Source organism: Treponema sp. OMZ 855 (assembly GCF_024181145.1).
Classification (GTDB): domain Bacteria; phylum Spirochaetota; class Spirochaetia; order Treponematales; family Treponemataceae; genus Treponema.
The window spans coordinates 218,216-241,111 of the sequence record NZ_CP051194.1 but is presented as its reverse complement, the minus strand read 5'-3'; the positions used below and the strand labels follow the sequence as shown (position 1 = coordinate 241,111).

General features: G+C 42.7%; 23 protein-coding genes. 14 read left to right on the top strand and 9 right to left on the bottom strand.

Features of this window, described 5'->3' with window-relative positions:
* The first annotated feature begins 26 nt into the window (after window positions 1-26).
* Genes E4N65_RS01295 through E4N65_RS01280 form a run of 4 tightly spaced genes read left to right on the top strand, consistent with a single transcriptional unit; the run spans window position 27 to window position 4,556 of the window.
* Window positions 27-1,283, top strand: coding sequence for a phage tail protein (locus E4N65_RS01295; protein ID WP_253673688.1), 1,257 nt, complete (start codon window positions 27-29; stop codon window positions 1,281-1,283).
* Window positions 1,284-1,286: 3 nt separating this feature from the next.
* Window positions 1,287-2,213, top strand: coding sequence for a hypothetical protein (locus tag E4N65_RS01290; protein WP_253673687.1), 927 nt, complete (start codon window positions 1,287-1,289; stop codon window positions 2,211-2,213).
* A gap of 14 nt (window positions 2,214-2,227) precedes the next feature.
* Window positions 2,228-2,761, top strand: coding sequence for a hypothetical protein (locus tag E4N65_RS01285; protein WP_253673686.1), 534 nt, complete (start codon window positions 2,228-2,230; stop codon window positions 2,759-2,761).
* Between the two features lie 16 nt (window positions 2,762-2,777).
* Window positions 2,778-4,556, top strand: a complete 1,779-nt coding sequence (locus E4N65_RS01280) for a LamG domain-containing protein (protein ID WP_253673685.1) — start codon at window positions 2,778-2,780, stop codon at window positions 4,554-4,556.
* Here the strand turns inward: E4N65_RS01280 and E4N65_RS01275 are convergent.
* Window positions 4,549-5,256: a hypothetical protein gene (locus E4N65_RS01275; RefSeq protein ID WP_253673684.1), complete on the bottom strand. Its 708-nt coding sequence runs from the start codon at window positions 5,254-5,256 to the stop codon at window positions 4,549-4,551. The genes E4N65_RS01280 and E4N65_RS01275 overlap by 8 nt on opposite strands.
* Window positions 5,257-5,416: 160 nt before the next feature.
* Between E4N65_RS01275 and E4N65_RS01270 the strand changes: the two genes are divergently transcribed.
* The 4 genes from E4N65_RS01270 to E4N65_RS01255 are packed head-to-tail and all read left to right on the top strand — an operon-like array spanning window position 5,417 to window position 7,436.
* Window positions 5,417-6,109: a hypothetical protein gene (locus E4N65_RS01270; RefSeq protein WP_253673682.1), complete on the top strand. Its 693-nt coding sequence runs from the start codon at window positions 5,417-5,419 to the stop codon at window positions 6,107-6,109.
* A 2-nt stretch (window positions 6,110-6,111) separates the two neighbouring features.
* The gene (locus tag E4N65_RS01265) at window positions 6,112-6,561 is read left to right on the top strand and encodes a M15 family metallopeptidase (protein ID WP_253673681.1); all 450 of its coding nucleotides are present in this window, start codon (window positions 6,112-6,114) and stop codon (window positions 6,559-6,561) included.
* A 9-nt stretch (window positions 6,562-6,570) separates the two neighbouring features.
* Complete coding sequence (locus tag E4N65_RS01260) at window positions 6,571-6,939, top strand: hypothetical protein (protein WP_253673680.1); 369 nt, start codon at window positions 6,571-6,573, stop codon at window positions 6,937-6,939.
* Window positions 6,936-7,436, top strand: a complete 501-nt coding sequence (locus E4N65_RS01255) for a hypothetical protein (protein ID WP_253673679.1) — start codon at window positions 6,936-6,938, stop codon at window positions 7,434-7,436. Before E4N65_RS01260 ends, E4N65_RS01255 begins: the two co-directional genes overlap by 4 nt.
* A 105-nt stretch (window positions 7,437-7,541) precedes the next feature.
* Here E4N65_RS01255 and E4N65_RS01250 read toward each other — a convergent pair whose 3' ends face one another.
* The 3 genes from E4N65_RS01250 to E4N65_RS01240 form a co-directional block, all read right to left on the bottom strand.
* The gene (locus E4N65_RS01250; protein WP_253673678.1) at window positions 7,542-8,726 is read right to left on the bottom strand and encodes an ISNCY family transposase; all 1,185 of its coding nucleotides are present in this window, start codon (window positions 8,724-8,726) and stop codon (window positions 7,542-7,544) included.
* A gap of 207 nt (window positions 8,727-8,933) precedes the next feature.
* Window positions 8,934-10,919, bottom strand: a complete 1,986-nt coding sequence (locus E4N65_RS01245) for an ATP-dependent helicase (RefSeq protein ID WP_253673677.1) — start codon at window positions 10,917-10,919, stop codon at window positions 8,934-8,936.
* A gap of 423 nt (window positions 10,920-11,342) precedes the next feature.
* Window positions 11,343-11,621, bottom strand: a complete 279-nt coding sequence (locus E4N65_RS01240; protein WP_253673676.1) for a helix-turn-helix domain-containing protein — start codon at window positions 11,619-11,621, stop codon at window positions 11,343-11,345.
* Window positions 11,622-11,714: 93 nt separating this feature from the next.
* On the opposite strand from E4N65_RS01240, the gene E4N65_RS01235 reads away from it, so the two are divergent.
* Both E4N65_RS01235 and E4N65_RS01230 read left to right on the top strand, forming a co-directional pair.
* Entirely contained in the window at window positions 11,715-12,626 is a 912-nt protein-coding gene (locus tag E4N65_RS01235; RefSeq protein WP_253673675.1) for a hypothetical protein, read from the top strand.
* 7 nt (window positions 12,627-12,633) lie between these two features.
* On the top strand, window positions 12,634-12,966 hold the full coding sequence (locus E4N65_RS01230; RefSeq protein WP_253673674.1) for a hypothetical protein: 333 nt from the start codon (window positions 12,634-12,636) through the stop codon (window positions 12,964-12,966).
* A 262-nt stretch (window positions 12,967-13,228) separates the two neighbouring features.
* Here the strand turns inward: E4N65_RS01230 and E4N65_RS01225 are convergent, their stop codons facing one another.
* Together E4N65_RS01225 and E4N65_RS01220 are read right to left on the bottom strand one after the other, a co-directional pair.
* Entirely contained in the window at window positions 13,229-13,681 is a 453-nt protein-coding gene (locus E4N65_RS01225; RefSeq protein ID WP_253673673.1) for a hypothetical protein, read from the bottom strand.
* The gene (locus E4N65_RS01220) at window positions 13,668-14,132 is read right to left on the bottom strand and encodes a DUF3990 domain-containing protein (RefSeq protein WP_253673671.1); all 465 of its coding nucleotides are present in this window, start codon (window positions 14,130-14,132) and stop codon (window positions 13,668-13,670) included. The genes E4N65_RS01225 and E4N65_RS01220 overlap by 14 nt, the downstream gene beginning before the upstream one ends.
* A gap of 402 nt (window positions 14,133-14,534) precedes the next feature.
* Here E4N65_RS01220 and E4N65_RS01215 point away from each other — a divergent pair, with 402 nt between their 5' ends.
* The gene (locus E4N65_RS01215) at window positions 14,535-14,759 is read left to right on the top strand and encodes a YdbC family protein (RefSeq protein WP_253673669.1); all 225 of its coding nucleotides are present in this window, start codon (window positions 14,535-14,537) and stop codon (window positions 14,757-14,759) included.
* Window positions 14,760-14,834: 75 nt separating this feature from the next.
* Here E4N65_RS01215 and E4N65_RS01210 read toward each other — a convergent pair whose 3' ends face one another.
* Entirely contained in the window at window positions 14,835-16,544 is a 1,710-nt protein-coding gene (locus E4N65_RS01210) for a methyl-accepting chemotaxis protein (protein WP_253673667.1), read from the bottom strand.
* Window positions 16,545-17,009: 465 nt separating this feature from the next.
* On the opposite strand from E4N65_RS01210, the gene E4N65_RS01205 reads away from it, so the two are divergent.
* Genes E4N65_RS01205 through ispF form a run of 3 tightly spaced genes read left to right on the top strand, consistent with a single transcriptional unit; the run spans window position 17,010 to window position 18,766 of the window.
* Complete coding sequence (locus tag E4N65_RS01205; protein WP_253673665.1) at window positions 17,010-17,606, top strand: CarD family transcriptional regulator; 597 nt, start codon at window positions 17,010-17,012, stop codon at window positions 17,604-17,606.
* Entirely contained in the window at window positions 17,593-18,282 is a 690-nt protein-coding gene (locus tag E4N65_RS01200; protein ID WP_253673664.1) for an IspD/TarI family cytidylyltransferase, read from the top strand. Before E4N65_RS01205 ends, E4N65_RS01200 begins: the two co-directional genes overlap by 14 nt.
* A 10-nt stretch (window positions 18,283-18,292) precedes the next feature.
* Window positions 18,293-18,766 carry a 2-C-methyl-D-erythritol 2,4-cyclodiphosphate synthase gene (gene ispF / locus E4N65_RS01195; protein WP_253673662.1) on the top strand — a complete coding sequence of 158 codons (474 nt, stop codon included), beginning with the start codon at window positions 18,293-18,295 and terminating at the stop codon, window positions 18,764-18,766.
* 34 nt (window positions 18,767-18,800) lie between these two features.
* Here the strand turns inward: ispF and E4N65_RS01190 are convergent, their stop codons facing one another.
* Window positions 18,801-22,046: a SpiroCoCo family coiled-coil protein gene (locus E4N65_RS01190; protein ID WP_253673660.1), complete on the bottom strand. Its 3,246-nt coding sequence runs from the start codon at window positions 22,044-22,046 to the stop codon at window positions 18,801-18,803.
* A gap of 96 nt (window positions 22,047-22,142) precedes the next feature.
* On the bottom strand, window positions 22,143-22,841 hold the full coding sequence (locus E4N65_RS01185) for an HAD family hydrolase (RefSeq protein ID WP_253673658.1): 699 nt from the start codon (window positions 22,839-22,841) through the stop codon (window positions 22,143-22,145).
* Between the last annotated feature and the right edge of the window lie 55 nt (window positions 22,842-22,896).

The window sequence follows — 22,896 nt, the reverse complement described above, 5'->3', positions numbered from 1 at the left end:
AATGCGTAATCGATAAGGGGTATGCAATGAATCTACAGGCGGAAGATAAAAGTAATAAGGCGATGACCGTCGGTTCTTTGAATGTTTTAGGCGGGATGAAAAGCGATGAACTTACCACCATCCATACGCATTTACAGACGCAAGACGGCGTACAATCTCGTATCATCGCGGACATGGAAAAGCTTTATCAAAGTATTTCGGCCGATGGTGTTATTACCGCGAATGAAAAACAGATGCTGAAAAAAGAACTGACCATTATTGAAACCGAATACCCGATCATCCTTGCAAAAGCGGAAGCAGCAAAAAAGCGAACGGTCGATATTGAAAAATATAAGGAAGCGTTTCAAAAGCTGTACCACTATATCTACCGCGAGTTAAAAGTATTTGATTCCATGCAAACCGCTTTAGAGATAGAACGTACTACGTTTAACGCCGTCTTTGCTGCCTACTATTCCTCCCGGGCGTTATTGCAGATTGCTCAAGACGGAAAGCCCGCCGATATGTCATTTCCTTTAGACGGAAGTGCATTAGTACATACCTGCTTTGATGAAACACCTCAAGCACTGCCACAAGTTAATCCTTCCTATACAGCATGGCAAAGCCGTATCATTGAATACGATTGTACCGGTAAACAAGCAATTACAATGACATTTGCCGAAGCGCTTAACAATGTCATTATTTTATCGGGCACTTTACACAATGATTTTACCTTGCGCGTATTTTTTGATAGTCAAAACGGTAACGGTGCAAAACAATATCAGATCATTTATACCCTCACCGGTAATTATACCGTTACTATCAAAACCGATGTAGCGCATACCCGTACCATTACACAACATATTAGAGAAGAAACATACGGCGCGGGATGTTATGCGGTTGTCGATTTTAAAGGAAATATCTGGCACTTTAAAGGTGAAAAAGGTACAGGCGGCACATTACAAAATATAGATGCGGTCGATTTTATTGAAGATACTGATTTTATTATTACCGAAGGGAATAAAGATATTCAGAAGGTGCACAAAACCGGCGCCCTCTCTGCTATTCAGCAATTCGATAGCCCCATCGGGGAAGTAAAAATATTTTATGACGGAGCGTATAAGCACGGTTTTTTAGAAGCAAACGGACTTCCCTTTAGTCCTGATGTGTTTCCTGAATTTACTGCGTATGTAAAGCGTGTATTTAATACCGGTATCGATCCGGTTACCGGTTGGCCGCTCCGCCCGAAGCTTACAGGGCAGATGCTTGAAACAAAAGTATTTTTAAAAGCAGTACAAGGGGTATAAACTATGGCATATACAAATGAAGCGTTAGGCAAGGCGTTAGAAGATTTAACCGCCGCTTATAATAATTTTATCACTAAGGCAAAAGAGGCGGCAATCGCTGCAATAGGCAATACGGTTATTGCTCAAGTTAAGCAGGATGCTAAAGAGTATATCGCTTCCGAGCTTGCCGCACAGAAAAACAAATTAGAAAAAGCGATAGAAACAGCTAAGATTGCCTTACACAATAGTGCAATAGAAGCGGACACTACGCTCAAACAAGCGGCAGAAACAAAGAAGCAGGAACTTGCTTCTCTTATAACTGCCGCAGAAAATACCATAGAAACAAAGTTGACGCTTGCCAATCAGCAAATCAACGATAAAATACAAAAGACCGTTCAGGAACAATTCGAAGCGGCCGCAGACACAACCGTTAAGGCGAAAATTAATACGGCAATCAATGAAACGCTGATCAAAATCTTTCAAAACGGTTATATCCAACGGCCGGGGATGAAAAGCCCGCTGGAAGATACTGCCCTTCATTTTGAGGGCTATAGTTGGTACGAGGTCAACTATGACGGTAACTTTTTTAGAGCGAAAGGGCGAAATGCTAAGGCTTTTAGCTCTAAAAAATTGACGATAGAACAAATCAGGAATGGCGATTATATCTTTCAAGATGATGAGCAAGAGGATGCTGTCAGGAATATAAAGGGGAGTTTTAAAAAAGGACAAGGGGGATATGAGAGTTTTGATTATACCGGCTGTTCTGGTGTTTTTCAAGCAAGCGATAACCATAGAACAAATGACACTGCCACAGGTGTGACAGTGTCGCGGTATGATAATACCAAGCAAATTATTTTTGACACATCAAAAGATCCAAATCTAAAAACAGCCGAAGAAAACCGCTCACGCAACTTAACCTTTACAATCTGGGCGTTGGTAAAAGACGAATAATAGGAGACTATACAATGGAATTTGTAGAGCGTTTGGAAATTAAAGACAATATTATTTTAAGACGAGTAATAGGGGCAAAACCTAAAGTTGAAAAGGAAGGTATAACTTATATCTACGCCCCTAACATTCAAGCTAACATTGGTGATGATGTTAGAATGTATGAAGATTTAATTACCGGCAAAAAGAAGAGTTTAAAACAACTTGTAGAAGAAAACCTAATCCAACTGCCCGAAGGTAAAAAACTCAATGAAGCCGGTACAGACTTTGAAGATATGAGCGAAGCCGAAAAGGTTGCAGCCGGTCTTATTCAGCTCAAGGCCGATGAAAAGGTCGAGGGTGCTTACGTCGTCAAAAAGACTGAAAAAGAACAGTACGATGCAGGGCTTATCAGCAAGGAAGAATATAACGCATACATTGACCGTCAGCGAGAAGCCGCCTATCGACAAGAAGCGGATCCGCTGGGTATGCAGGTAATGCGCGGAGACATAGATAGGTCAGAATGGCTTGCAAAGATAGCAGAAATAAAACAGCGCTACCCGAAGGTATAAAAAAGGAGTATCTGTCATGGAAGCAATAAACTACGTACCCGGCGGGCAAAATATGATTTTAACGGAAGATGCACAAATAGTGCCGGGGGCTTCCGGTAATGCGTGTTATCTTCCGGCGGGAGTCGGTAAAATAGCCCTTGAAGGAGACCGCAATGAACTATCGGTTTCTCTTTGGCGGCAATGGGATGGCATTGTAGAATCTGATACTCCACGCGGCATTTTTAGTTTTAAGAATATCCAAATCTTTTTCGACAATATGACCGACCTTTTAACCGTTGTTATAAACGGCTTTAAGGCGATTACGGATATTAAAGACGACCAGCAACAAACGCACTGGGGTTTCACTTTTACAAAAAATGGGCTGTTTACAGTGTATAAGAATGCAAAGCAGGTGTATAGCCTATCGGCAGGGGATAAACCGGTAGATATGACCAACGGCTTTACCATCGGAGGGGGGCGCACTCATGCGACATTCGATGAGGTACGAGTATATAAAACCGTACTGAAGCAAGGGGAGATAAACGGACTCTTTTATTTAGTAAGCAAGGGCACGCAGGTAAAACAGCTTGAAAAAATTGTACAATCGGCTACCCCTAAATACCTCGGTGTTACCGAAACGGTACCGACTACCCGAACGGTGGTTATTACCAAAGGCGAAAGGCTGGGGGCACAGGATGCCAATCCCGGCGACTGGGTATTGATGGCTAAAACAGTCGGCGGTTGGAAAGTCGGGGTGTGTTACCGCTGGACGGGGAGTATGTGGATTAACCTTGAGCCGGAATACAACTACACCGAACAGTATCAGGCGGCGCTGTATCATATCTGCGAGATACCGGAACTGATGCAGAATACCGGACACTTCGGGGCATTGTTTGCGAAGGTGCTGGTAGCGCAGCAAGCGTTTATCGATAAGCTAATAGCGCAAGAGGCGTTTATTAAACAGCTTGCAACAGAGCAAGCATTTTTACGGCAACTTATCGTGCAGCGGCTCCGCATCGACAGCGATCCGAACTCTAATACAGACTTTGAAGCATGGTTTGATGAAACGAATGGCTTGAAGATAAATAATAAGGGAGAGGAGATGCTTAGAGTTACACCCGATGGAACACTCCAGCTTGCAAAAAAAATATTTTTTAATTTTGTACAGCATAAAGATATAGGGAATGTTTTATATACAAATTCTGTAGGAGAATCCTGTAAAGATATTTTTAATCGTTACGGAAGTATTTCAAAAACTGCATACGGCTACTTAGACAAAGATTTTATACATAAAATAACAATACAAAAAGTTGATGATGCAAATGTTGATTACTGGTGTTTTGTACATTTATTCTTTGGACGAAGTTCTAGAGGCTTTTGGTATAAATTCAGCATACCGAAAGATAAATATCTTATAACATTTTTTGGAAAAGATAAAACATATACTTATTTACAAATAAGGCATCCAGCGTATATTTCTTACCCACCAGATGGAACAAAATTAGATGGTTTCTATGGCTCGCTACTGTATAACAATACAGCAGCAGAAAAATTTCATTCTGATAAAAGAATTTATAAAACTTCTGGGGGAGGTTATTATGAATCTGCGGTAGGTTATATCGGAGAAAATGTAACACCTGGAGAAATTTTTGAATATGATAAAATAATCGAAGAAAAGAATCCACCTGCTATAGTATTGTATGATGATGATCCGTACAAAATAACTTCTGTTATGAAATTTGAAAACATACCGAAAACAAAACCATCTGCACCAAATATTATATGGAAAGATGGTGAGTTTTTAAAAATTAGTTAGTTAAAAAAAGATATAACTTATCACCTGTTTTTTTCCAATAGGTTTTTAATAGCTTCCAATTATCGGTTATTTTAATAGTTTCTGAGGCAAGTCGATTGATGGCATCTGATGTTTTTTGATCGGTTATATCAGTTATCTGTGATAATTGCCATGCAAAAAACTGAATAGGAACAGGATTTATGATTGTATTTTGAGTAGTTATTGATTGAGTGGTGAACAAAGGCACATAATAATACCGCGGTAGCGTTATGATCTTATTTGTTACAGGGTCTCTTGTTTCACGATCGCCACAATAAAAATAATCTTCTAAATTATTTCTTATACAAGCATCGTTTTTAAGAAGGATGTTTCTACCTGTTTTGTTTACAACTAATACATTCATAGGCAGGCTGTTCTCAAGAACAAGCATACTGTTTGTCTGTGTTTTTATTTTAGCCCCATTCACGCTAATCAATTCGCAGACACTGCCCTCATAGACTTCAAAAACAACTCGGTTTGAATGTGCGGAGTTACTATAAGGATCGTTACGTTTAAATATTGTATACAACGATTTATCAACTTTTTTACCAAATTCTTTTACATTTGTGATAGATACGACTACTCTCCAATCAGATTGGTTATCGACAATAAAGATTGCTGTTTTTTTTCCGCACCCCGCCAGCGTCAAGACCAGCAGCAATAAAAAAGCAATCTTTTTCATAATAAACCCCTTTAAGTGTGCGATTAGTATACTATAAGCAGCATGAAAAAAGCAATAACGGGTGAATTTTCTTATAATTTAAAACATTTCTGCTCCACGCAAGCATTTTTTTTTTACAACTTATATAACATCCTGCTTGCAACTTTTTATACTTACTACCATGACAGTAGAAACATTGCCACATAGCGAATTGATTATAGTCGGTGTTATCGTATTAGCCTTTATTCTCATGATGAAGAAGGGCGGAAAATTTTCTCTTTTTGGGCAAACGGTAGAAGTACCGGTCGGGAATAAAAAGCAGACTGTAGACACAATCGGGCTGATGTACCTGATGAAAGACGCCTGCGAGCGTATAGAGTTGCTTCGCAAGGAGCGGGCAGAAGATATTCTGCCGGACATATCCTACCTTTTAACCGGTATTAGCCGCCTTTCCTGCTGTATGTACCGGGCGGAGGCGATTTTGCGCAAACGGTTGTACAAAAACGGATTTGAAGACCTAACCGTCCTAACTGTTATCGGCTATATCGAACAATTAAGCGATGAGCTTTACAGCCACTTACAGCGCGAAATACACAGCGCCGGTCAATGCGCAGTCAACCCGCCTGAATCGATAGAAAAAAGCAAAACATACGCGATTGCGAAGGAGTTTACCCGCAGGGCCGCAGCGATTTATCTTCGTGAAGTAAAGAGTAAGGCGATGATGTACGAATCTTATCTGCCGCTTTTTGAAAAGCTCGGCGATGCTATCCGCGTCGATTTTTGCAGAGAGAAGAAAGAAAAGAAAATGAAGCAAGCAGAACAACTGCTTGAGGTACTCCATAAACTGGAAGCTAAAAAAATTGAGGAGGTTTAACGATGGGAGCGATACGGGATATTGATCGACTGCAGCCGGAGCTGGCGAAGCGGACACGCGCTTTTTTAGCCGAACTGAAAAAGCGCGGTATAGAGGTTATCGTGCTTGAAACGGACAGGACAGTCGATACGCAACTTGCTTATTATGCACAAGGGCGCAAGCCGCTTGAAGAGGTGAACGCCTTGCGTAAAAAAGCGGGGTTGTACCTTTTAACGGAAGCGGAAAATAAGCGCATTGTAACAAAGACGACGCAGTCGAGGCATTTTGGCGGAAACGCCGTTGATATTGCGCCGATAAAAGACGGCCGCGTCTGGTGGAATGCACCGGAGCAAGTCTGGAAAGAAATCGGCACTATCGGTGAAGAATACGGGCTTGACTGGTGCGCAGGCGGATACGGGCAGGTCTGGGGCAAGGGATGGGATAACCCGCACTTTGAACTTATGAAGGAATAGGGTGTATAAATGAAATTATTGTTATTACAAACATTAAATCAACTGATTTTTTATATCTTTTTTCCATTCACAATAGCAGGACTCATTTTAGAATTTAGTTTAATACCCTTTATTTGTTTTGAAGATAAACTTGATTCTTTTTATCGTGATGAATATTGGAAAGTCAAAGAGAACAAACAAAAACGAATATTCTTATTTTTATTATGGGGATTTAAAAATATGATAGCTTTGATTTTCTTCCCGATTACTCTTATAGAATTTATTCTAATGCATCTTTCTCAGCCTTTTATGGATTTTCAAGATGCCATTGAATGTCGTTGCTGTATTGAAGTACGAAAACAATGGGAAGAAAAACAAAAAGGAGCGGTAAATGAATGAAAAGAATGTTTTTATTGTTTGTAGTATCTGTTTTTTGTTGCTTGCTCTTTCCAGCTGTTGCACAAGAGCGGCTGTATACGGTGACGGAGACGGAGCTTACACAGTTAGAGAGCATATCGCAGAGATTGGCGATAAGCAGACAGAATCTGCTGTTACAGGCGAGCAACTTAACGGAGCGCTTGAAAGCGCAAGAGAAAAAAGCGAAGAGCTTAACCGAGAAATTACAGCGGGCCGAGAGCACAGCGAGCACCTTAAACAGTCAATTACAGACGGAGCGGGAGAGCTTGACATCTTTGACGGAATCTTACAACAAATACGTGAAAGATACGTCCGAAACAATAGCGAAAAAGCAAGCCCTAATTGACGAACAAAAAGACACGCTCCACCGGCGGATGGTTACGATTATTATTCTTTCAAGCATAATAAGTATGATCATTATAGCTATAGGGGTTAAATGGTTTATAAAGGGTAAATTGAGTTTTTTACGCCCTCCCTAGCGGCTGAACTTAAAACGGCAGTTGTCAAATAGTCCTTGACGGCTGCTGTGGGGGCGTCTCTTATATTTAAAAATAGTGTACTGATGCAGAACTAATACGCAGGCTTTATCCTGATAGGGTGATACAGCCGCTATGCAAATCCGTATAAAAGTAACTGTATATCAATTCTTTCTCTATTTTTGGCATCGGATCTCCATACACATCGCTAATCGGTTCACACAATTTAACCGGATAATATGCTTTATTTATATACGCCCGTATTCCGTACCGAACATTCAATGCAAGCACAAATCTTACGCAGCACTTACGCGGTGCGTCAAGCTGAAATGTATAACCGTGATAAATAAAGGTTCCATCGGATTTTGTCCGCTTTTCAGTCCGTACGGAAAGCAGGTATTCCAAATCTTGTCCGGTAGGTACCGGCCGCCAATAAAGCTCCTCCTCTTGCGCAGGGACGGCGAAGCGCTTATTAAATTCATCTACATAGTGAGCAAGGTATTCGTTTGCTTTTTCAATTGTATCAATACCTAGAAAGCGGAAAATAAAAGGAAGCCGCCCCTGTAGGGTTTGCCAAAGACGTTCAATACGCCCTTTTGCCTGCGGTGATAACGCAATAATTAATTCTATGTTCAGCATTCTGCATATTTGCTGCCATTGTGAATTTCCCTCGCGGATTTCTTTTGCTTGTTCTTGAGTAGATACCTTTTCCGTTGAATGTTTGATGTTATACAGGAAAGGCGCCTTATCGGTATAGGCTGCCTGTGGCATTCCGCCAAATCGTTTACGGGTTTGTTGTAATATTTCTATATATCCCATCAGACTCTCGCTGACACACAGATATAATCCTGCCAATTTATGCGTTGCATCGTCTATGCCGCCATGTAGCACTACTTGCGGTTGACCTATCAGCCATTCATGCCGCGAAGCATCCATCTGTAACAATTCTCCTTCATGCGGCCGTTCCTTTCTTGGTAGGTGCTTTTTCTTTTCACGTACAGGAATACGTGCACGCGGGGAGACGATATTAGATGCCGTTAGTGCATTATACAAAGTAGAATAGGAAACACCTCCCGGATAATACTCTGCGACAACGGCAAACGGCGCACGAGAAAATTTATTATTGTAGAAAGCGGCTATATCGGCAGAGTTGTATTTTCTGTTTTTAGGTGTGCGACCGGTGTCCCCATGTATGAAAATAGCATCCCCATACTGCTGGTACCGCTTTTTTAACCGGCATACCGATTGCGGCGTAATGCCAATCTGTTTAGCACATTTACGAATAGATATCACGCCTTGGGCGCACAGAGGTATATACTGTATTTTTAATTGTAACAATCTTGAAGATTTTTCACACAGCATACTCTTGTCAACGGCAAAAATGGAATAATCTTTAGAAAATCTATGAAAATCCGCTTGACTTTTAGTACGAGATGATTTAGCATATAAGCATATTAAAACTGTTCACCTTTTCACTTTATTTACGACAGTATAAACATCTTACATGGAAAACTTCTTTTTCATCTGTGCAAACATCTTGGCGATGTCTTCTTCCTCCGGTTCCGTTTCCGGCTCATGATACTGCACCAGCTCAGCAGGAATTTCTTCCAAGAACGGCGAGGGGCTGCATTCCAGCAAACCCGCTTGCCTGCGCCGAGTCCGACAGCTCGTAATAATGAGCTTGTCGCGGGCGCGGGTAATGGCGACATAGAACAGGCGGCGCTCTTCTTCCACATCCCCTGCATTTTCTTCCATACTACGGGCATGGGGGATAATACCTTCCTCGGCGCCTGCAATAAACACCACCGGGAACTCCAACCCCTTTGCTGCGTGAATGGTCATGATATTCACCTCGCCGGTATCTTCCTCATTTTGGTCATCGCGGCTCAACAGTGTGATGCGATTGAGGTAGGTATACAGCGAAGGGTCAAAGTTGTCGGGGTTTGTCTCCCACGTGTCGATGGACTGCAAGAGGCTTTCGATATTCAAAAACTTAAAGCGCGCCGCTTTTTCGTTTTTCTGAAATTCCTGCGTCAAATAATCAAAATACTGAATGCGCTCCACGAGTTTCCGTACCTTATTTGCCAAGCCCTTTCCCGACAGCAGCTGCTTGCGTTCGGAGTTGATCAGTTCGACAAACTCCTCCAAATCGGCAAGGCTCTTTTCGCGGAAGTCATCCGGCGGACGCTCCAGCAGTGCATGAATCGCAATGCGGATAGAGCACTCCTTTTCCGTTGCAATTGCGGAGAGCACTTCCAACGTTTTTTTTCCGATACCGCGCCGCGGTGTGTTGATAATACGCAGGAGATTGATGTCGTCGTCGGGATTCGCAATCACCCGTAGATAGCTGATAATGTCTTTAATTTCTTTGCGCTGAAAAAAGCTCGTGCCGCCGGACATCCGGTACGGAATATTGGCATCGAGGAAAGCTTCTTCAATCGCGCGCCCCAAGCCGTTGGTGCGGATCAAAACGCCGAAGTCCGCATAGCTCCGGTTCTCGCGCATCTTCTCCGTAAGGATGGTGTCCGCAATAAAATCAGCCTCTGCCGCCTCATTCTCCGGGATAAAAATTTCAATCGGCTTACCGGAGCCGTTCCCCGACCACAGCGCTTTTTCCTTCCGGTTGGTATTGTGCGAAATCACTCCGTTCGCAGCCGCCAAAATCGTACCCGTGGAACGGTAATTTTGCTCAAGCTTAATCTCCACCAGATGCGGAAAGTCCTTTTCAAACAGGCGGATATTTTCGTAATTCGCCCCCCGCCACGAATAAATAGACTGATCATCATCGCCTACCACGCAGACATTATCATCCGCAATCAAATGCATCATCTGATACTGCTGAATACTCGTGTCCTGAAACTCATCCACCATCACATACCGGTAGCGGTTCTTGTACACCGCAAGCACGTCAGGATGCTCGGTAAAAAGTTTAATCGGCAGCATAATCAAATCGTCAAAATCCACCGCATTGAACAGCTTGAGCCCCGCCTGATATTCGTTATACAGCGGACGATACACCGCCGTCTGCGCCGTAAAATTTTTCTGCCCCGTCTTTATCTGAGAAAACAGCGTCCCCACTCCGTACACATCGAGCGTTTCCGTTGCAATTTTCAGTTCCTTTGCCGACTCCTTAATCAGCTGATTGCGGTCTACCTCGTCGTAAATGCTAAAGTTCTGCCGCCATCCCAGCCGGTCAATATATTCCCGCAGGATTTTCACCCCCAGCGCATGAAAAGTACTAATCGTTAAATTCTGTAACTTCTTGCCCGTCAGCTCCTTAATGCGCTGCTCCATCTCCCGCGCCGCCTTGTTCGTAAAAGTCAACGCCAAAATCTGCGACTGAGGAATCCCGCTTTCCAGCATATGCGCAATCCTAAACGTAATCACGCGCGTCTTCCCCGACCCCGCCCCCGCAATAATCAGCACCGGCCCGTTAATCGTGTTGACCGCCTTCGCCTGCTCAGGATTCAAATTTTCCGTATTCATAAGACTGGGGAGTATAGCATAAAACGTGGGGAAAAGATATGGAATAGTTAGGTCTTTTTATTCGTTTAGGCGGTTATTTGGAGGGGGAGGGCTCCCCCTACGCTCCGGCTTCCTGCTTGAACCTGCCGAAATATTTCGGCAGCCTGTATCTTGAGCCGGTGTTTTTCCCTCACGGTCAAAAACCGGCTTCTGCTGTTTCTGTGTTCAAGCAAGCGATCCTCCGCTACCCCCTCAGTACCGCCATGGATGGCGGTGGTATTAAGCAGTAGTGAGTTTTTCTAATGAAAAACTCACAGCCAAAGACTATACACGGAAGTATAGTCTTTGGCGAGGACACCCCGCAACGCCCCGTCTTTATCCGTGCGGAGAGGTAATGCTCACAAGCCGCGTCGAAGTTGTTGATTTATAAAGATATCTGTAAAATCACATCCACCGCTGTACTAATGTCATGATTGTGTCTTTTGCCTTTTCTTTTTCGTCATTCGTATCTAAGAATAATGAAGCCGGACTGATGTTTAATGCCTGGCATATTTTTAAAAGCGTATCCAAACTCGGTGTTCGTTTTCCGGTTTCAATATAGTTAATCATATTTTGTGAAATATTTGCTCTCAAAGCCAATTCAAGTTGCGACAAACCTTGCTTTTCCCGCTCTTTTCGTAAATTGAGAATAACCTTTTGCTGTTGTTCCAGAAGCACACTCATTTATTCAATTTTAATAAAATATAGTATTGCAGCAATGTTATATCGTGTGCTATAATTATAAATATAGTGTTGTTTAAAAGAGGAGGCGTCTCTATGACAGATGACAAGAAAGTATTTGGGAAAGGATTTGATGTTGAAATCACATCGTTTAAGGAACTAAGAGCACAAGCAGAAGCATTTGATTTTAACTTTTACCGAAAACGAATGATAGGAAATCTTCCCAAATCCATACATCAAACCTGTGTTTCTCTCCATGAAGGTATGGTTAGATTTATTGGAGGGAAAAGTCTTTTTATCGGCAAGGGTAAAATCACCTTTGATAAAACAATGGATATTTCGTCTATTACCAGTGTCGGTATGAAAAAAAATTGGGATATATGGGATTTAATATTAGGATGTATATTCATCTTTTTGTCGATTTTATTATTGTTGAATAGCGAGTTCATTCCCGGACTAATTACTCTTGCTATCGGTAGTATAGAACTTTATACTGCGCGGGGGATGGAGTTATTTTTTCATTTTACTACAGATGAAATTATTTCTTTTCAAACATGGAATCAGGGGGAAGAACAAGAACTGATACAGATGCTACGACAGATAAATCCGCATATTGAAGAAAGTTCAAACAGTAAGAATAGCAACTTTGAAATACCTGCTTTTGTTAAAACGCCTGATTTTTGGAAAAATAATATTATTGCAATAATCATGGCTATACTTGTTCACGGGATTATGATCAAAGAGGTAATTGAGAAAAACGGAAATATGATGGTTGTTCTAGTCTTGATCATTATAACACCTATACCATTGTTTACTTCTATTGGAGGATGGAAAATCGGTCAAAAATTTAAGGAGGCATTTGCGCCGGACGGTTTAATTTACTCAAAAACGTCTACATTAATAAAGTGGAAACTTTTCTGGCGATTCGGACCGCAAGTAATCGGTTCTTTTCTTGGTGCTGTTTTACCGCCTGCTTTATTATTGGTTCTTTTCGGTATACAATTGTGAGCCTTTTATGAAAAAATATATCGCATTTCTTATAGCAATCATTGCTATCATTACTGTATATAACAGAGTTAATAGGAAACCGGATTATGATGCAATTTTAGATGAAGTGGAAGTCATTTTCCATGAACTTGCAGAAGCATATCAAGAACAAAATCCGGGAAAGATAATGAAGGCACAGCAAAAACTTGATTCTTTTACTGAAAAATATCAGGCAATAGATGAAACACAAATGACTGCTGCACAGATTAACCGTTCATTGAAAATAACAGCAGAATTATACGAAAAACTTGGTATAGCTGAAGCCGCAGAAGTGAGAAAATTATTTAACAATAATCCGTAAAATGTAGACAATATCTTCCCTTTCGCTCTAAAGGTTCGCATCCATATTCATGTGCGGAAGGGTTAGTGTAAATACAATACAAATATCAACTGTATTATACCGAAAGTTTTTTCATCCATCTTGATTCAGATGCAGTAACCGAATTACGTGAGGCAAGTTTGATATGATTTTGGTAGACTAAGCCTTTTTTAATTTCTTTTAAAATGAGATGAAAAAGCGAATTTTAGCCACTATAAAGGCGTCAGCGAGGGAGTTTGGTCTTTTATTCTACCGGCGCTCCCTCTTTCCATGATTCAAAAATATACTCACGGGATTGATAAAAAAAATCCGTATTATAATTTGAAATTGCTCCGTCAATCCATGACGAATAAACAGAGACCACTGTGTCAACAATAAAATCAAGAGAGTTGTTTTCTGCACAAATATCTTCAATAAGGCGTTCGTATACTGCGCCGATTGTCCAATAATCCGGAACTTCATAATGACACCGTAAAACATTATCAAAGTCTCCGGATGTTATATTATAAATGGATATAATTTCATCAGCAATTTTTTCAATCGGTTCGCAATGAAGCGTGTCTGCATCTTTATAAAGTCTTTTTATATTGTTTTTCCCAAGTTGATTTATCAGTTTTGACCGCTCAATTTTGCAGAGGCGGCCGATATATTCCAACAGACTGCACACATAAAATAACGAACTATTATTTTTCATCATATACCTCGTAAGCCGTCTTAAAAGTCAATGTCTCCAATGCTCGCGCTGTATGAAAACTTATCTGATGGGTAGGCTTTTTGAACTTTGCAAGTTCCCAGAATGCAGATCGGGAGATTTTACCATCAATGAAATCCTGAATATAATTGAAGATAGTATCGTTCGCCATAGGGCCTTCCACTATGTCATAATCATGAGATTTCCCACTCCGGCAATCAATGATAAAATCAAGCCATGCCTCTGTCATCTCCGGAAAGTTCAACATTTTGAGAGAGAAATTCTGAACATATTCATATTCGTTCACTATTCCTTTTCCACAGAATCTCACTGCCCATCTTTTCGCCTGCTCGCTTATAAGCGTACAATAAAAACCAAAGTAAAAGTCTTTACTATACCGAAGAATGCGAATTTCCGGGCTTTTTACAATTTCCCGGCTTCCGTGATAAAGTATCATCTAATAGGTTCCTTTGGTAACTATTATAATTGAGATTTGTCTTTCTGAAAACATACTGTATTATCTGTAATTTGAACAACGGTTTGTTTGAACCGGGTGCGGCCTCTCGCCTGTACCATAGCTATTGATTGCATAAAAAAACCGCTCCAGGAGTATGCAAGATGGAGCGGTTTAAAAATAGAGTATAAATCATTCACACTTATCAATACTTTTTACGAACGCCTTTGACTTATAACGACCTCCTTACAAGGAACTTCTTGTATGATTATATGTTAGCAAAAGATTACATTTATGTCAAGCAGTTATAACAAAAAAGTAAAATAATTTCAGTTTTCCAAAAACGATTTCAATTCGCTAGCCCTATCGATGAGATTATGCTATAACACATATATGGAGGGAATTATGGCAGATGAATTCAGCTATGAAATTACACAAAAACATGGAATTCTTTCTACTTCAAAAAGCGGATGGACGATGGAATTAAACTCGGTGGCATGGAACGGGCGCAGCCCCAAATACGACCTCCGCAGTTGGTCTCCCGATCACGAAAAAATGGGAAAAGGGGTTACACTCACTACGGAAGAACTGACGGCGCTTAAAGCGCTATTGAGCGGTATGCAGCTGTAACATCTTCTCTATAGAGAACCCCAAAAGCGGACGGAGCTTTCAGAGGTTCTCCCAACTCAACAATCTCAAAAACATCTATTCTAAGGTCGAAAAGTGCATTAAAGCCGTTTTTGCATCGTCGCCGGTTTTTTCAATCATTGATGAAAAGTCAACCAGTGAGGTATAAATAGCGTCCGTTTGCAAGTGGATTTTTTCAAAAGATTGGTCAAGTTCATCACTGGTGGCTCCAATGCCCGTAATGACGGTTACTACTTGTTTTATGGTTCCGCCGATATCGTGAGAACTTTCCAATGCGGCAGCCGCAAGTCGGCTCAGCTCTTCCGCAACAACGGCAAAGCCTTTACCGGCATCACCGGCATGCGCCGCTTCAATTGCTGCATTCATGCTGAGCATCTTTGTTTGTTCTGCAATACTTTCGATAATTTCAGACATTTCTTGAATTTTTGAAACGTTTTGGATGATAAACTGCAGATGCTCATGGGTTGTTTTGAACAGCTGATGGCCGGTTTTAAATGTTTCCACCAACTTTTTTGCCGTTTCAGAATCGGTACGGTGATTTTCAGCGGTTTGCTGTACCGAAGAAAGAATTTCTTTCATCTGAGATGCCGAATGATGATATCCATCGCGCGCTTTCTCTGCTGTCACTTGCATCGTTTTATATGTTGCTTGCAGATCGGTATGCTTCTTTTCCAGTGAATCATAGCTGCGTTGAAGATCGGTAAGATTTTGTTCCAGCTGAGTATTGCGCTCAAGAAGAGCTGCTTGTTTTTCAGCAAAAGCGCTATTCTTTATATCGGACTGCGTACTGCCAGTAAAGCGGCTTTCCATATCAGTGCGATTTTTTGTTCCCCACGATGCTGCCGCACCCTCCGATTCTGCAAAAGCTCCTGCTTCGCGGTTGCCGAACGTGAAACGTGCCGGTTGCATTGCCCCTTCCGATTGAGGCGAGCGGAAAGACGCTGTACCGGAAGCAAGCCGCCGCTGCGATGCAGTATCAGACGATCCGTAGGTTTTCAAAGCACCTCCCTCATCGATTATTTCCACATCCGTTTCACGGGTATATAAGCTCTTACTATCCGCCTTATTTTGTATCCCAGTCGAATCGGTCGGCAATCTTTGCTCGGAAATACCGGTTTTCGGCCCCGCTTTCAGCACAATCCGCTTTTTTGCATTACGGGCAAGCAGGATGGTATAAATAGTTTGTACCAATGCCCATGTAACAAAAAGACCTAACAGCCATGTTACCGAAATCAATATCCCCGAAAGAATTGCTGCCTGTTTCCGATACCGGCCGGCGGCGCTCTCTAATGCACCGGATACCGCATCAAATTCATTAACATGAGTACTGATCAGTTTTTCAATTGTTTCCAACTTCTTTTCATCAAACGGTTTCGGCTTTACCGCACCCAGTTGGTTATAATCATTAATCAGCGTGGTAAATTCCGCATTTATTGAGCGAGCAGAAGTAAAATACCTCGAAAGGCTGCTCCGCAATGCAGCATCCTTTTCCGTGTATTTCTCTGCGGCATACTCCACGGCAACTAACGTCGGCTCGTACTTACTTAAAGCACCAATGACAGAAGAAGGGATATGTACACCGGCAACACCGTAACGGTAAACAGTACCGCGTACATAAAGCATATTACGTTCGTAACCTGCCAGTTGTACAATCTGACGTTCAAGCGTATCAGCCGGTTTTGAAATTTGCAGGAAAATTCCGGCTGCGATAAGCAATAGCAACACCAGTATGCCCGATAATATCCCGATTTTCAGTTTTATGTTCATAGCAATAGGCCTCAGTATAAGTATCGGACAATAATCACCGATAGATTAAAATACAACCTAATGCGTTTACCTTCCTTGCTGTGCAAAATTTCATAGGTATAAGGTGAGCGTCTACAATGACGCCGCTCCCCTTAACCGTCAAGTTTTCTTTCGAAAACTTGCATATTGATGTGTGCGCTTTTCGCGCACGAATACAACAGTTTCCAAAATTCATATTTTGTTCAACTGTTGCATTTTAAGGAAATAAAATTTTGCACAATTTCTTTGCGAAGAAGGGCAAACGCATCAGGTAGAATAGATAAAAATCGCAGAAAAATTGAGACTGTGAGACCATTTGAACCGCGAAGAGGTTCAACTCTGGGCGGACAGCCTCTATTCTTCTGCGGGGTTTTAAAATACAATCTGATGCGTTTACCCTACAGAGTCCTTTGACCAAAGCCTTTTTTTATGCTATAACACCAGCATATGACTGAATGTTCATTTACAGTGAAAGAACGGGTTGTATATCCCGGTCAAGGTGTCGGAGAAATCGTCGAAATCAGCGAAAAAAAATTCAAAGATGAAATGCTGACGTATTACGTCATTTACTTTGATGAATCCGACATGACGGTTCTTGTGCCTGCGCTCAAAGCGACCGAGTTAGGTATTAGAACAATCGTTTCTGCCGATGAAGCGCAGGCTGCACTGGCATTTTTATCCGAAAAGTTTGACCCCATTCCCAGTGATTGGAAGATGCGGTATCAAATGAACCTCGATTTATTCAAAACGGGGAGCATTTTAGACAATGCATCCATCGTCCGCTCACTTTACCACCGCAGTAAAATAAAAGAACTTCCTATCCAAGAGCGTAAATTATACGATTCCGCATATCGCATTTTTTACGATGAGCTTTCTTATGCACTGCAAAAACCGAAATCGGAAATTGAAGCGATGATTCATTCATATCTGGAGGTTTTAAGTAAAAATGCTCCTGTCGAAAAACAAGATCAAGTTGATACTGATATATTTGGCGACGATATGAATGATATAGACGACGAAGACGATTTCGATGACGACGAATAATGCCGTTCTAATTACAGCTGCCGGAAGTTCTCAACGCTTTGGAGAAAAAAAAGAATTTCTTCCCTTACCTTCCGATACGCATACATCGGTACTGTCCGCCTGTCTTTACGCTTTTGTATCTGCAGGATGCTTTGGCCGTTATGTCATAACCGTGCCGCAGGGCAAAGTTGAAGCAGCCTATTCGCTGTTGAGTACCGATACACGGCTTTCCTCTTTTTTCGATGCACATCGAGATAGTCTTCATATCGTTGAAGGGGGAGCGAGCCGGCAGGAGTCGGTGTACAAGGGGTTATTGACGCTCGAAGATAAAAACATAACCTCTATACTGGTACACGATGGAGCGCGGCCGTGGGTTTCCGGCGAAGTGATTACTTCGGTATTAACGGCAACCGAACAATACGGAGCGGCGGTCCCTGCCATATCCGTAACGGATACGCAAAAAGAAGTGGACGAAACAGGAAAGATTATCCGGCACCTTAAAAGAGACCGGCTCGCCGCCGTACAAACGCCGCAAGGCTTCCGCTTTGAACCGTTGCTCTACGCCCACCGCCAAGCCTGCAACGACGGCAACATCTACACGGACGACAGCGAAATCTACGCACGATATTGCGGAACTGTTTACATCTGCCCCGGATCACGAGAAAACAAAAAAATCACTTATCGAGAAGACCTTTAAGGAAGACACTATGATACGAATTGGCTTAGGTTATGACCTCCACACCCTTGTAGAGGGTAGACCGTTAATCTTAGGCGGGGTTCATATTCCTTTTGAAAAAGGGGAAGCGGGGCATTCAGACGGAGATGTGCTACTCCATGCTCTTGCGGATTCCCTACTCGGAGCCGCTTGTCTTGGCGACATCGGCGAGCTTTTCCCACCGAATGATCCGCAGTGGAAGAATGCCGACTCCCGGATGCTCCTAAAAACAGTGTGGGAACGGGTACGGGCAGCAGGCTGGCAGCTTGAAAACGCCGATTGCGTTATTGCGATCCAAAAGCCGAAAATTCTGCCGTACCGCGAGGCAATCCGCCGGTCTATTGCGGAAATTCTATCGGTAGAAATCAATCAAATTTTTGTCAAAGCAAAAACCGGTGAGGGGGTCGGCGTTATCGGCAGCGGTACAGCCGCCGCCGTGTGGTGCACCTGTCTTCTTTCGCGGTAAACGCGCTCTCGCACCATCACGTTTAGGCGTCAGCTTATTTCTCAGCAAGCTCTAGGATGAGCTGTACCTCTCCTTGCGATAGATTGAGGGCATTGGCAATAGCGTCCTGCGTCCATCCGCTTCTAAAGAGCTTCAACACATTCTCACGAGTACCCACTGCTGTTGAGCCTTCCGTCTTGTTGACCGGCTTTTCAGTCTTAACCAAATCTGCAAGCAGCTTCAGCTGGTTTTCCGAATTTTTCGATATGTCCTGTAAGCGAGTCTCGGTGCCGGCCAGCCATTCGCGGGCATTGTGCAGTTTTTCAATACGGCCCTCAAGCTCTCCAAGCAATTCATCGATGGTATCAAGCTGCTCCCGCGCCTTCTCTGCTTTTTCCTGGTTGGAAATAAGATACTCCATCTTTTCTTGAATATCTTGCAATTCCGGCGGAATGGTGTAGAGCTTACTCTGTACCGACTTAATATCTTTTTCAACCGTCTTTAAATCTTCAAAGGCGGCATCGATACTCTGCACTGTTTGGTCGAGCACAGTACCTTTTTTCTCCAACCGGTCATAGCGGGTATTCACATCGGCAATGCTTTCTTCGATACGCCGAATCTGTACCTGATAGCGCTGTAATTCATCATCAGCCGAAGCGAGCTCAACAAGTTTTTTATCCATCGATTCGGAAAGCACCGTCAGTTTTGCAAAGTCATTTTCCAAAATTTCAATGTTTTTACGTTCACCCATAAATCGGGCAATTTTTTGTGTCGCTTCCTCTTCGAGATGGGTTACCTTTTCGTATTTCAAATTCAGGTCATCCATTGTATTGCGGTAGATTTCAAAACGGGTAACTTCCGCTTTCAGCTTTTCGATATTCTGTTCCAAGTCGGCCTTCAATTCGTCCGCACGATCAAACACGCGTGTCTGCGTAATAAAGGCATTTTGCCGCTTATCGATTTCTTCAACGGTTGCGGTCAGCTGATCGGAATCGCGCCGTATCTTTTCGAATAAATCATGCTGCGTTTCTTCCACTTCGCTGCGAAGACCGTGTACCAGCTCCCGTATGTTGTCAAGCGAATGATTTGCTTCTCCCGTCGCGTTGTTGATCCGTTTATCCAGCTCATTGGTAACCTGTTCGGCATCGCGCGTAAAGGCTTCGGTAACGCTGCGCACCTGTGCAGAAAATTCTTCTTCGGCACTCTGCACCTTTGCGCTCAGATCATTGATTCTTTGCTGCATCAGTTTAAGCGCTTCATCGCTTTTCACGCTGAAATCTTTATAGTACGAGGTGTATTTTGAGCCGATGCCTTCGATAGCCCGCTCCGTCGATGCGGTAAAATTCGCAACCTTTTCGTCTACCGTAGCCCGCATCTCTGCCAACTGTTGGTCGATGCGAGCCTTCCATGTTTCAAAATCGGTTTTAGCCGCATCGAGCTGTCCGCCTGATTCTTGTTTAACGGTATCAAGCCAATTCTTTACCTCTTTTGTAGCATTTTCAACTTCGACACTCTGCTGCCGCATCGATTCCTGCAATTCAAGCTTGAGACCGGAAAGCTCATTGCGCATATATGTTTGAGCTTTTTCCTTTGTCTGATCCATCATATTTTTAAACTGAGTGTTATAGGCGAGCAGCGCTTCATCGCTTGCCGTAATACGCTTGGCAATTCCCTCTTCGATTGCGGCAATATCTTCTTTGAATTTGGCAAAGTGTCCCTTGTATTCCTCTGCCGTCTGCGCAAGCCGTGCTTTTAAATCCTGTTTATACGCATCTTCCAGATCCTTACGGGCAGACTCGCTTTCCGACCCCATCAGCGCAAGCCGTTCGGTAACATCGTTCCGCAGCTTTTGGATATCTCCGCTGAGCGCATCGCTGCGGCGGGTCAATTCGCTTGAAAAATCGGTTTCAAAGAGACGCAGTTTTTCGGAAAGCGCGGCTTGAGATTCTTCCCGCAGCACATTTAGCTGTTCGGTTATCTCCTGCAAGCGACCGGCAAGCGCATTTGCCCGTTCGGAAAAATGTTTTTCGAAGCCGTTATATTTTTCCTGCATGGTATAGGTATGTTTTCCGAAGTCCTGCAAAAGCCGGTCTTTCACCGACTCTTGTGCCTTTTCCATTTCGGCAGAAAGCTTATCGATACCGGCAATAGATTTATCAAATTTTTCGTAATAGTAGGTCGCTTGTTTTTTATATTCGGCAAACTTTGTATCTGCCGATTGGGAAAGCGCGGTAATACTTTGAGCAGCCTTTGCAGCGGTCTTTTCGAGGCGGGCATTCAATCCCGTTTCAAACTCGGTAAGGCGCGAATCAAGCTGCCGGTTCGTATTCTGCATATCCGCCTCGGTTTTCTCCAATCCTTTTTCAAGATTTGTGATGCGCTGCGTAAATGCAATCTCCGCAGCGCTGAACTGCGAATGCAGTGCGCTTTCAAGTTTATCCGCTTCTTCTTGCCAATCCTGTTTAAACTTTTCGGCAAGCGCTTTATTTTCGGCCATACCGGCAGTGATCTCCGCTTCAAGCGCTGCAGAACGATCATCAAGCGCTGCCTTATACTGCTGCATCTGTAGTTCCATCTGGTTCTGTAGTTTAGCAAAAGATTCATCACCCAGGTTCTGCGCTTTTTTGCTCGCCTCCGTAAACGCCTTTTTATACAGGTCATTCAATTGGATTGAGGTTACCTCGAGCAATTCCGCACTTTTTTTCTCTGCGCTAGAAACCCTGTTTTCAAAAGCGCTAATGGTATTATTAAAACCCGCAGTAAGCTGTTCTTCAAGCATCTGTAGATGTTCACGATTCTGCTTATAAAAACTGTCCTGCATTTCGGGCATCAGTTTTGAAATATGGCTCAACTCACTCCGTGCATCCGTAATTTTTTTTGCAAGTGAATCGACAAAGTCGGATTCCTGACTAACCCGCGCAAGATTTTTTTCCGCAAGGGCAGCCATATCCATAACGGTTTTAATAGTCTCTTCTGCTCCCGCAACATTTTTTTCTATTGCATCGATGGATGATGAACGGGCAGTCAACACATCGGATTTTTTCATAAAATCGTTATATATGGAATCGAGCCGGTTAACAGCCGCAATCGCCTGTGAAAGTTTTGCGTCAAGCTCGATCGCCGCATCACGCAAATTCTGCGTCCGTTCCTTAACAAACCCTTCTATTTCATCTTTAACACGGTCGCCGTATTTTTTTGCTTTTTCTATCGAACGGCTGTTTTTATCCATTTGCCGAAAAAAAAGAATCAGCATCAGAGAAAGCATAAGCGTTATCGCGGAGGCCAAAAGTTGCATTGACATTCTAAGTTCCACCCTTACTTAAAATAAATTCTGTTTTAATGAATAGATCGGACACATCTAAAAACAGCGGTTTTTAAAATTATCCTACCTATTATATTATAGCACATAGTTTAAGAATTGACGATAGTTTGAAAAGGAAATATCCGCATACGGCGGTTTTTTTCTCAAAAATGAAATAAGCGGATTTTGGATATAAGCGGTCTTCATACCGACTGAAAAAGCGCCTGCGACATCATACGCTTTACTGTTCCCGACATACAGTATTCGTTCGCACGGCGTGTTCAAGGCTTCGGCTAGTTTAAGAAAAGGAATACGGGAAGGTTTAAGAGCGCCGAGCGCTTCGGAATCCAGTGCAACATCGCAGAGCGGAAGAATGTCCCATACGGAACCTTTCTGTTCGGGCGGAAAATCCGATAGAATACCGATTTTAAACCCTGCCTCTTTTAATCGCATGATCGCTTCTTTTACAAAAGGGTACGGACGAATACGCACAAATTTCTTTTTCCACCCCTTATATATTTCTCTGTCTAAAAAATCGCCTACTTCTTGCGGGGAGATATTAAGATGAGTTGCCAATAGTTCATTTTGCACATTGAAAAAATCCGGCAGCACTTTATCCGGATCAGATGAACTATATCCGTGTAAAATATGGCGGACTTTTCCAAAAGCTTTCATAAAACGGATATGGCGGATAAAAAACGGAACAGCACGCAGCGTCAGCTTCCATGCGGGATAGAGCGTACCGTCTATATCGAATGCAATAGCTTCAATGCCGGGGATTTTGCTTACAATCATTTTTTTATTATACCGTACCGATTACACCCTGTCCATTCATAAAAAAGAACGTGTG

Bases quoted from the DNA above. Each gene is read 5' to 3' on its own strand.
- E4N65_RS01295 (WP_253673688.1), top strand. From the start codon at position 27: ATGAATCTACAGGCGGAAGATAAAAGTAATAAGGCGATGACCGTCGGT.
- E4N65_RS01290 (WP_253673687.1), top strand. From the start codon at position 1,287: ATGGCATATACAAATGAAGCGTTAGGCAAGGCGTTAGAAGATTTAACC.
- E4N65_RS01285 (WP_253673686.1), top strand. From the start codon at position 2,228: ATGGAATTTGTAGAGCGTTTGGAAATTAAAGACAATATTATTTTAAGA.
- E4N65_RS01280 (WP_253673685.1), top strand. From the start codon at position 2,778: ATGGAAGCAATAAACTACGTACCCGGCGGGCAAAATATGATTTTAACG.
- E4N65_RS01275 (WP_253673684.1), bottom strand. From the start codon at position 5,256: ATGAAAAAGATTGCTTTTTTATTGCTGCTGGTCTTGACGCTGGCGGGG.
- E4N65_RS01270 (WP_253673682.1), top strand. From the start codon at position 5,417: ATGACAGTAGAAACATTGCCACATAGCGAATTGATTATAGTCGGTGTT.
- E4N65_RS01265 (WP_253673681.1), top strand. From the start codon at position 6,112: ATGGGAGCGATACGGGATATTGATCGACTGCAGCCGGAGCTGGCGAAG.
- E4N65_RS01260 (WP_253673680.1), top strand. From the start codon at position 6,571: ATGAAATTATTGTTATTACAAACATTAAATCAACTGATTTTTTATATC.
- E4N65_RS01255 (WP_253673679.1), top strand. From the start codon at position 6,936: ATGAAAAGAATGTTTTTATTGTTTGTAGTATCTGTTTTTTGTTGCTTG.
- E4N65_RS01245 (WP_253673677.1), bottom strand. From the start codon at position 10,919: ATGAATACGGAAAATTTGAATCCTGAGCAGGCGAAGGCGGTCAACACG.
- E4N65_RS01240 (WP_253673676.1), bottom strand. From the start codon at position 11,621: ATGAGTGTGCTTCTGGAACAACAGCAAAAGGTTATTCTCAATTTACGA.
- E4N65_RS01235 (WP_253673675.1), top strand. From the start codon at position 11,715: ATGACAGATGACAAGAAAGTATTTGGGAAAGGATTTGATGTTGAAATC.
- E4N65_RS01230 (WP_253673674.1), top strand. From the start codon at position 12,634: ATGAAAAAATATATCGCATTTCTTATAGCAATCATTGCTATCATTACT.
- E4N65_RS01225 (WP_253673673.1), bottom strand. From the start codon at position 13,681: ATGATGAAAAATAATAGTTCGTTATTTTATGTGTGCAGTCTGTTGGAA.
- E4N65_RS01220 (WP_253673671.1), bottom strand. From the start codon at position 14,132: ATGATACTTTATCACGGAAGCCGGGAAATTGTAAAAAGCCCGGAAATT.
- E4N65_RS01215 (WP_253673669.1), top strand. From the start codon at position 14,535: ATGGCAGATGAATTCAGCTATGAAATTACACAAAAACATGGAATTCTT.
- E4N65_RS01210 (WP_253673667.1), bottom strand. From the start codon at position 16,544: ATGAACATAAAACTGAAAATCGGGATATTATCGGGCATACTGGTGTTG.
- E4N65_RS01205 (WP_253673665.1), top strand. From the start codon at position 17,010: ATGACTGAATGTTCATTTACAGTGAAAGAACGGGTTGTATATCCCGGT.
- E4N65_RS01200 (WP_253673664.1), top strand. From the start codon at position 17,593: ATGACGACGAATAATGCCGTTCTAATTACAGCTGCCGGAAGTTCTCAA.
- ispF (WP_253673662.1), top strand. From the start codon at position 18,293: ATGATACGAATTGGCTTAGGTTATGACCTCCACACCCTTGTAGAGGGT.
- E4N65_RS01190 (WP_253673660.1), bottom strand. From the start codon at position 22,046: ATGTCAATGCAACTTTTGGCCTCCGCGATAACGCTTATGCTTTCTCTG.
- E4N65_RS01185 (WP_253673658.1), bottom strand. From the start codon at position 22,841: ATGATTGTAAGCAAAATCCCCGGCATTGAAGCTATTGCATTCGATATA.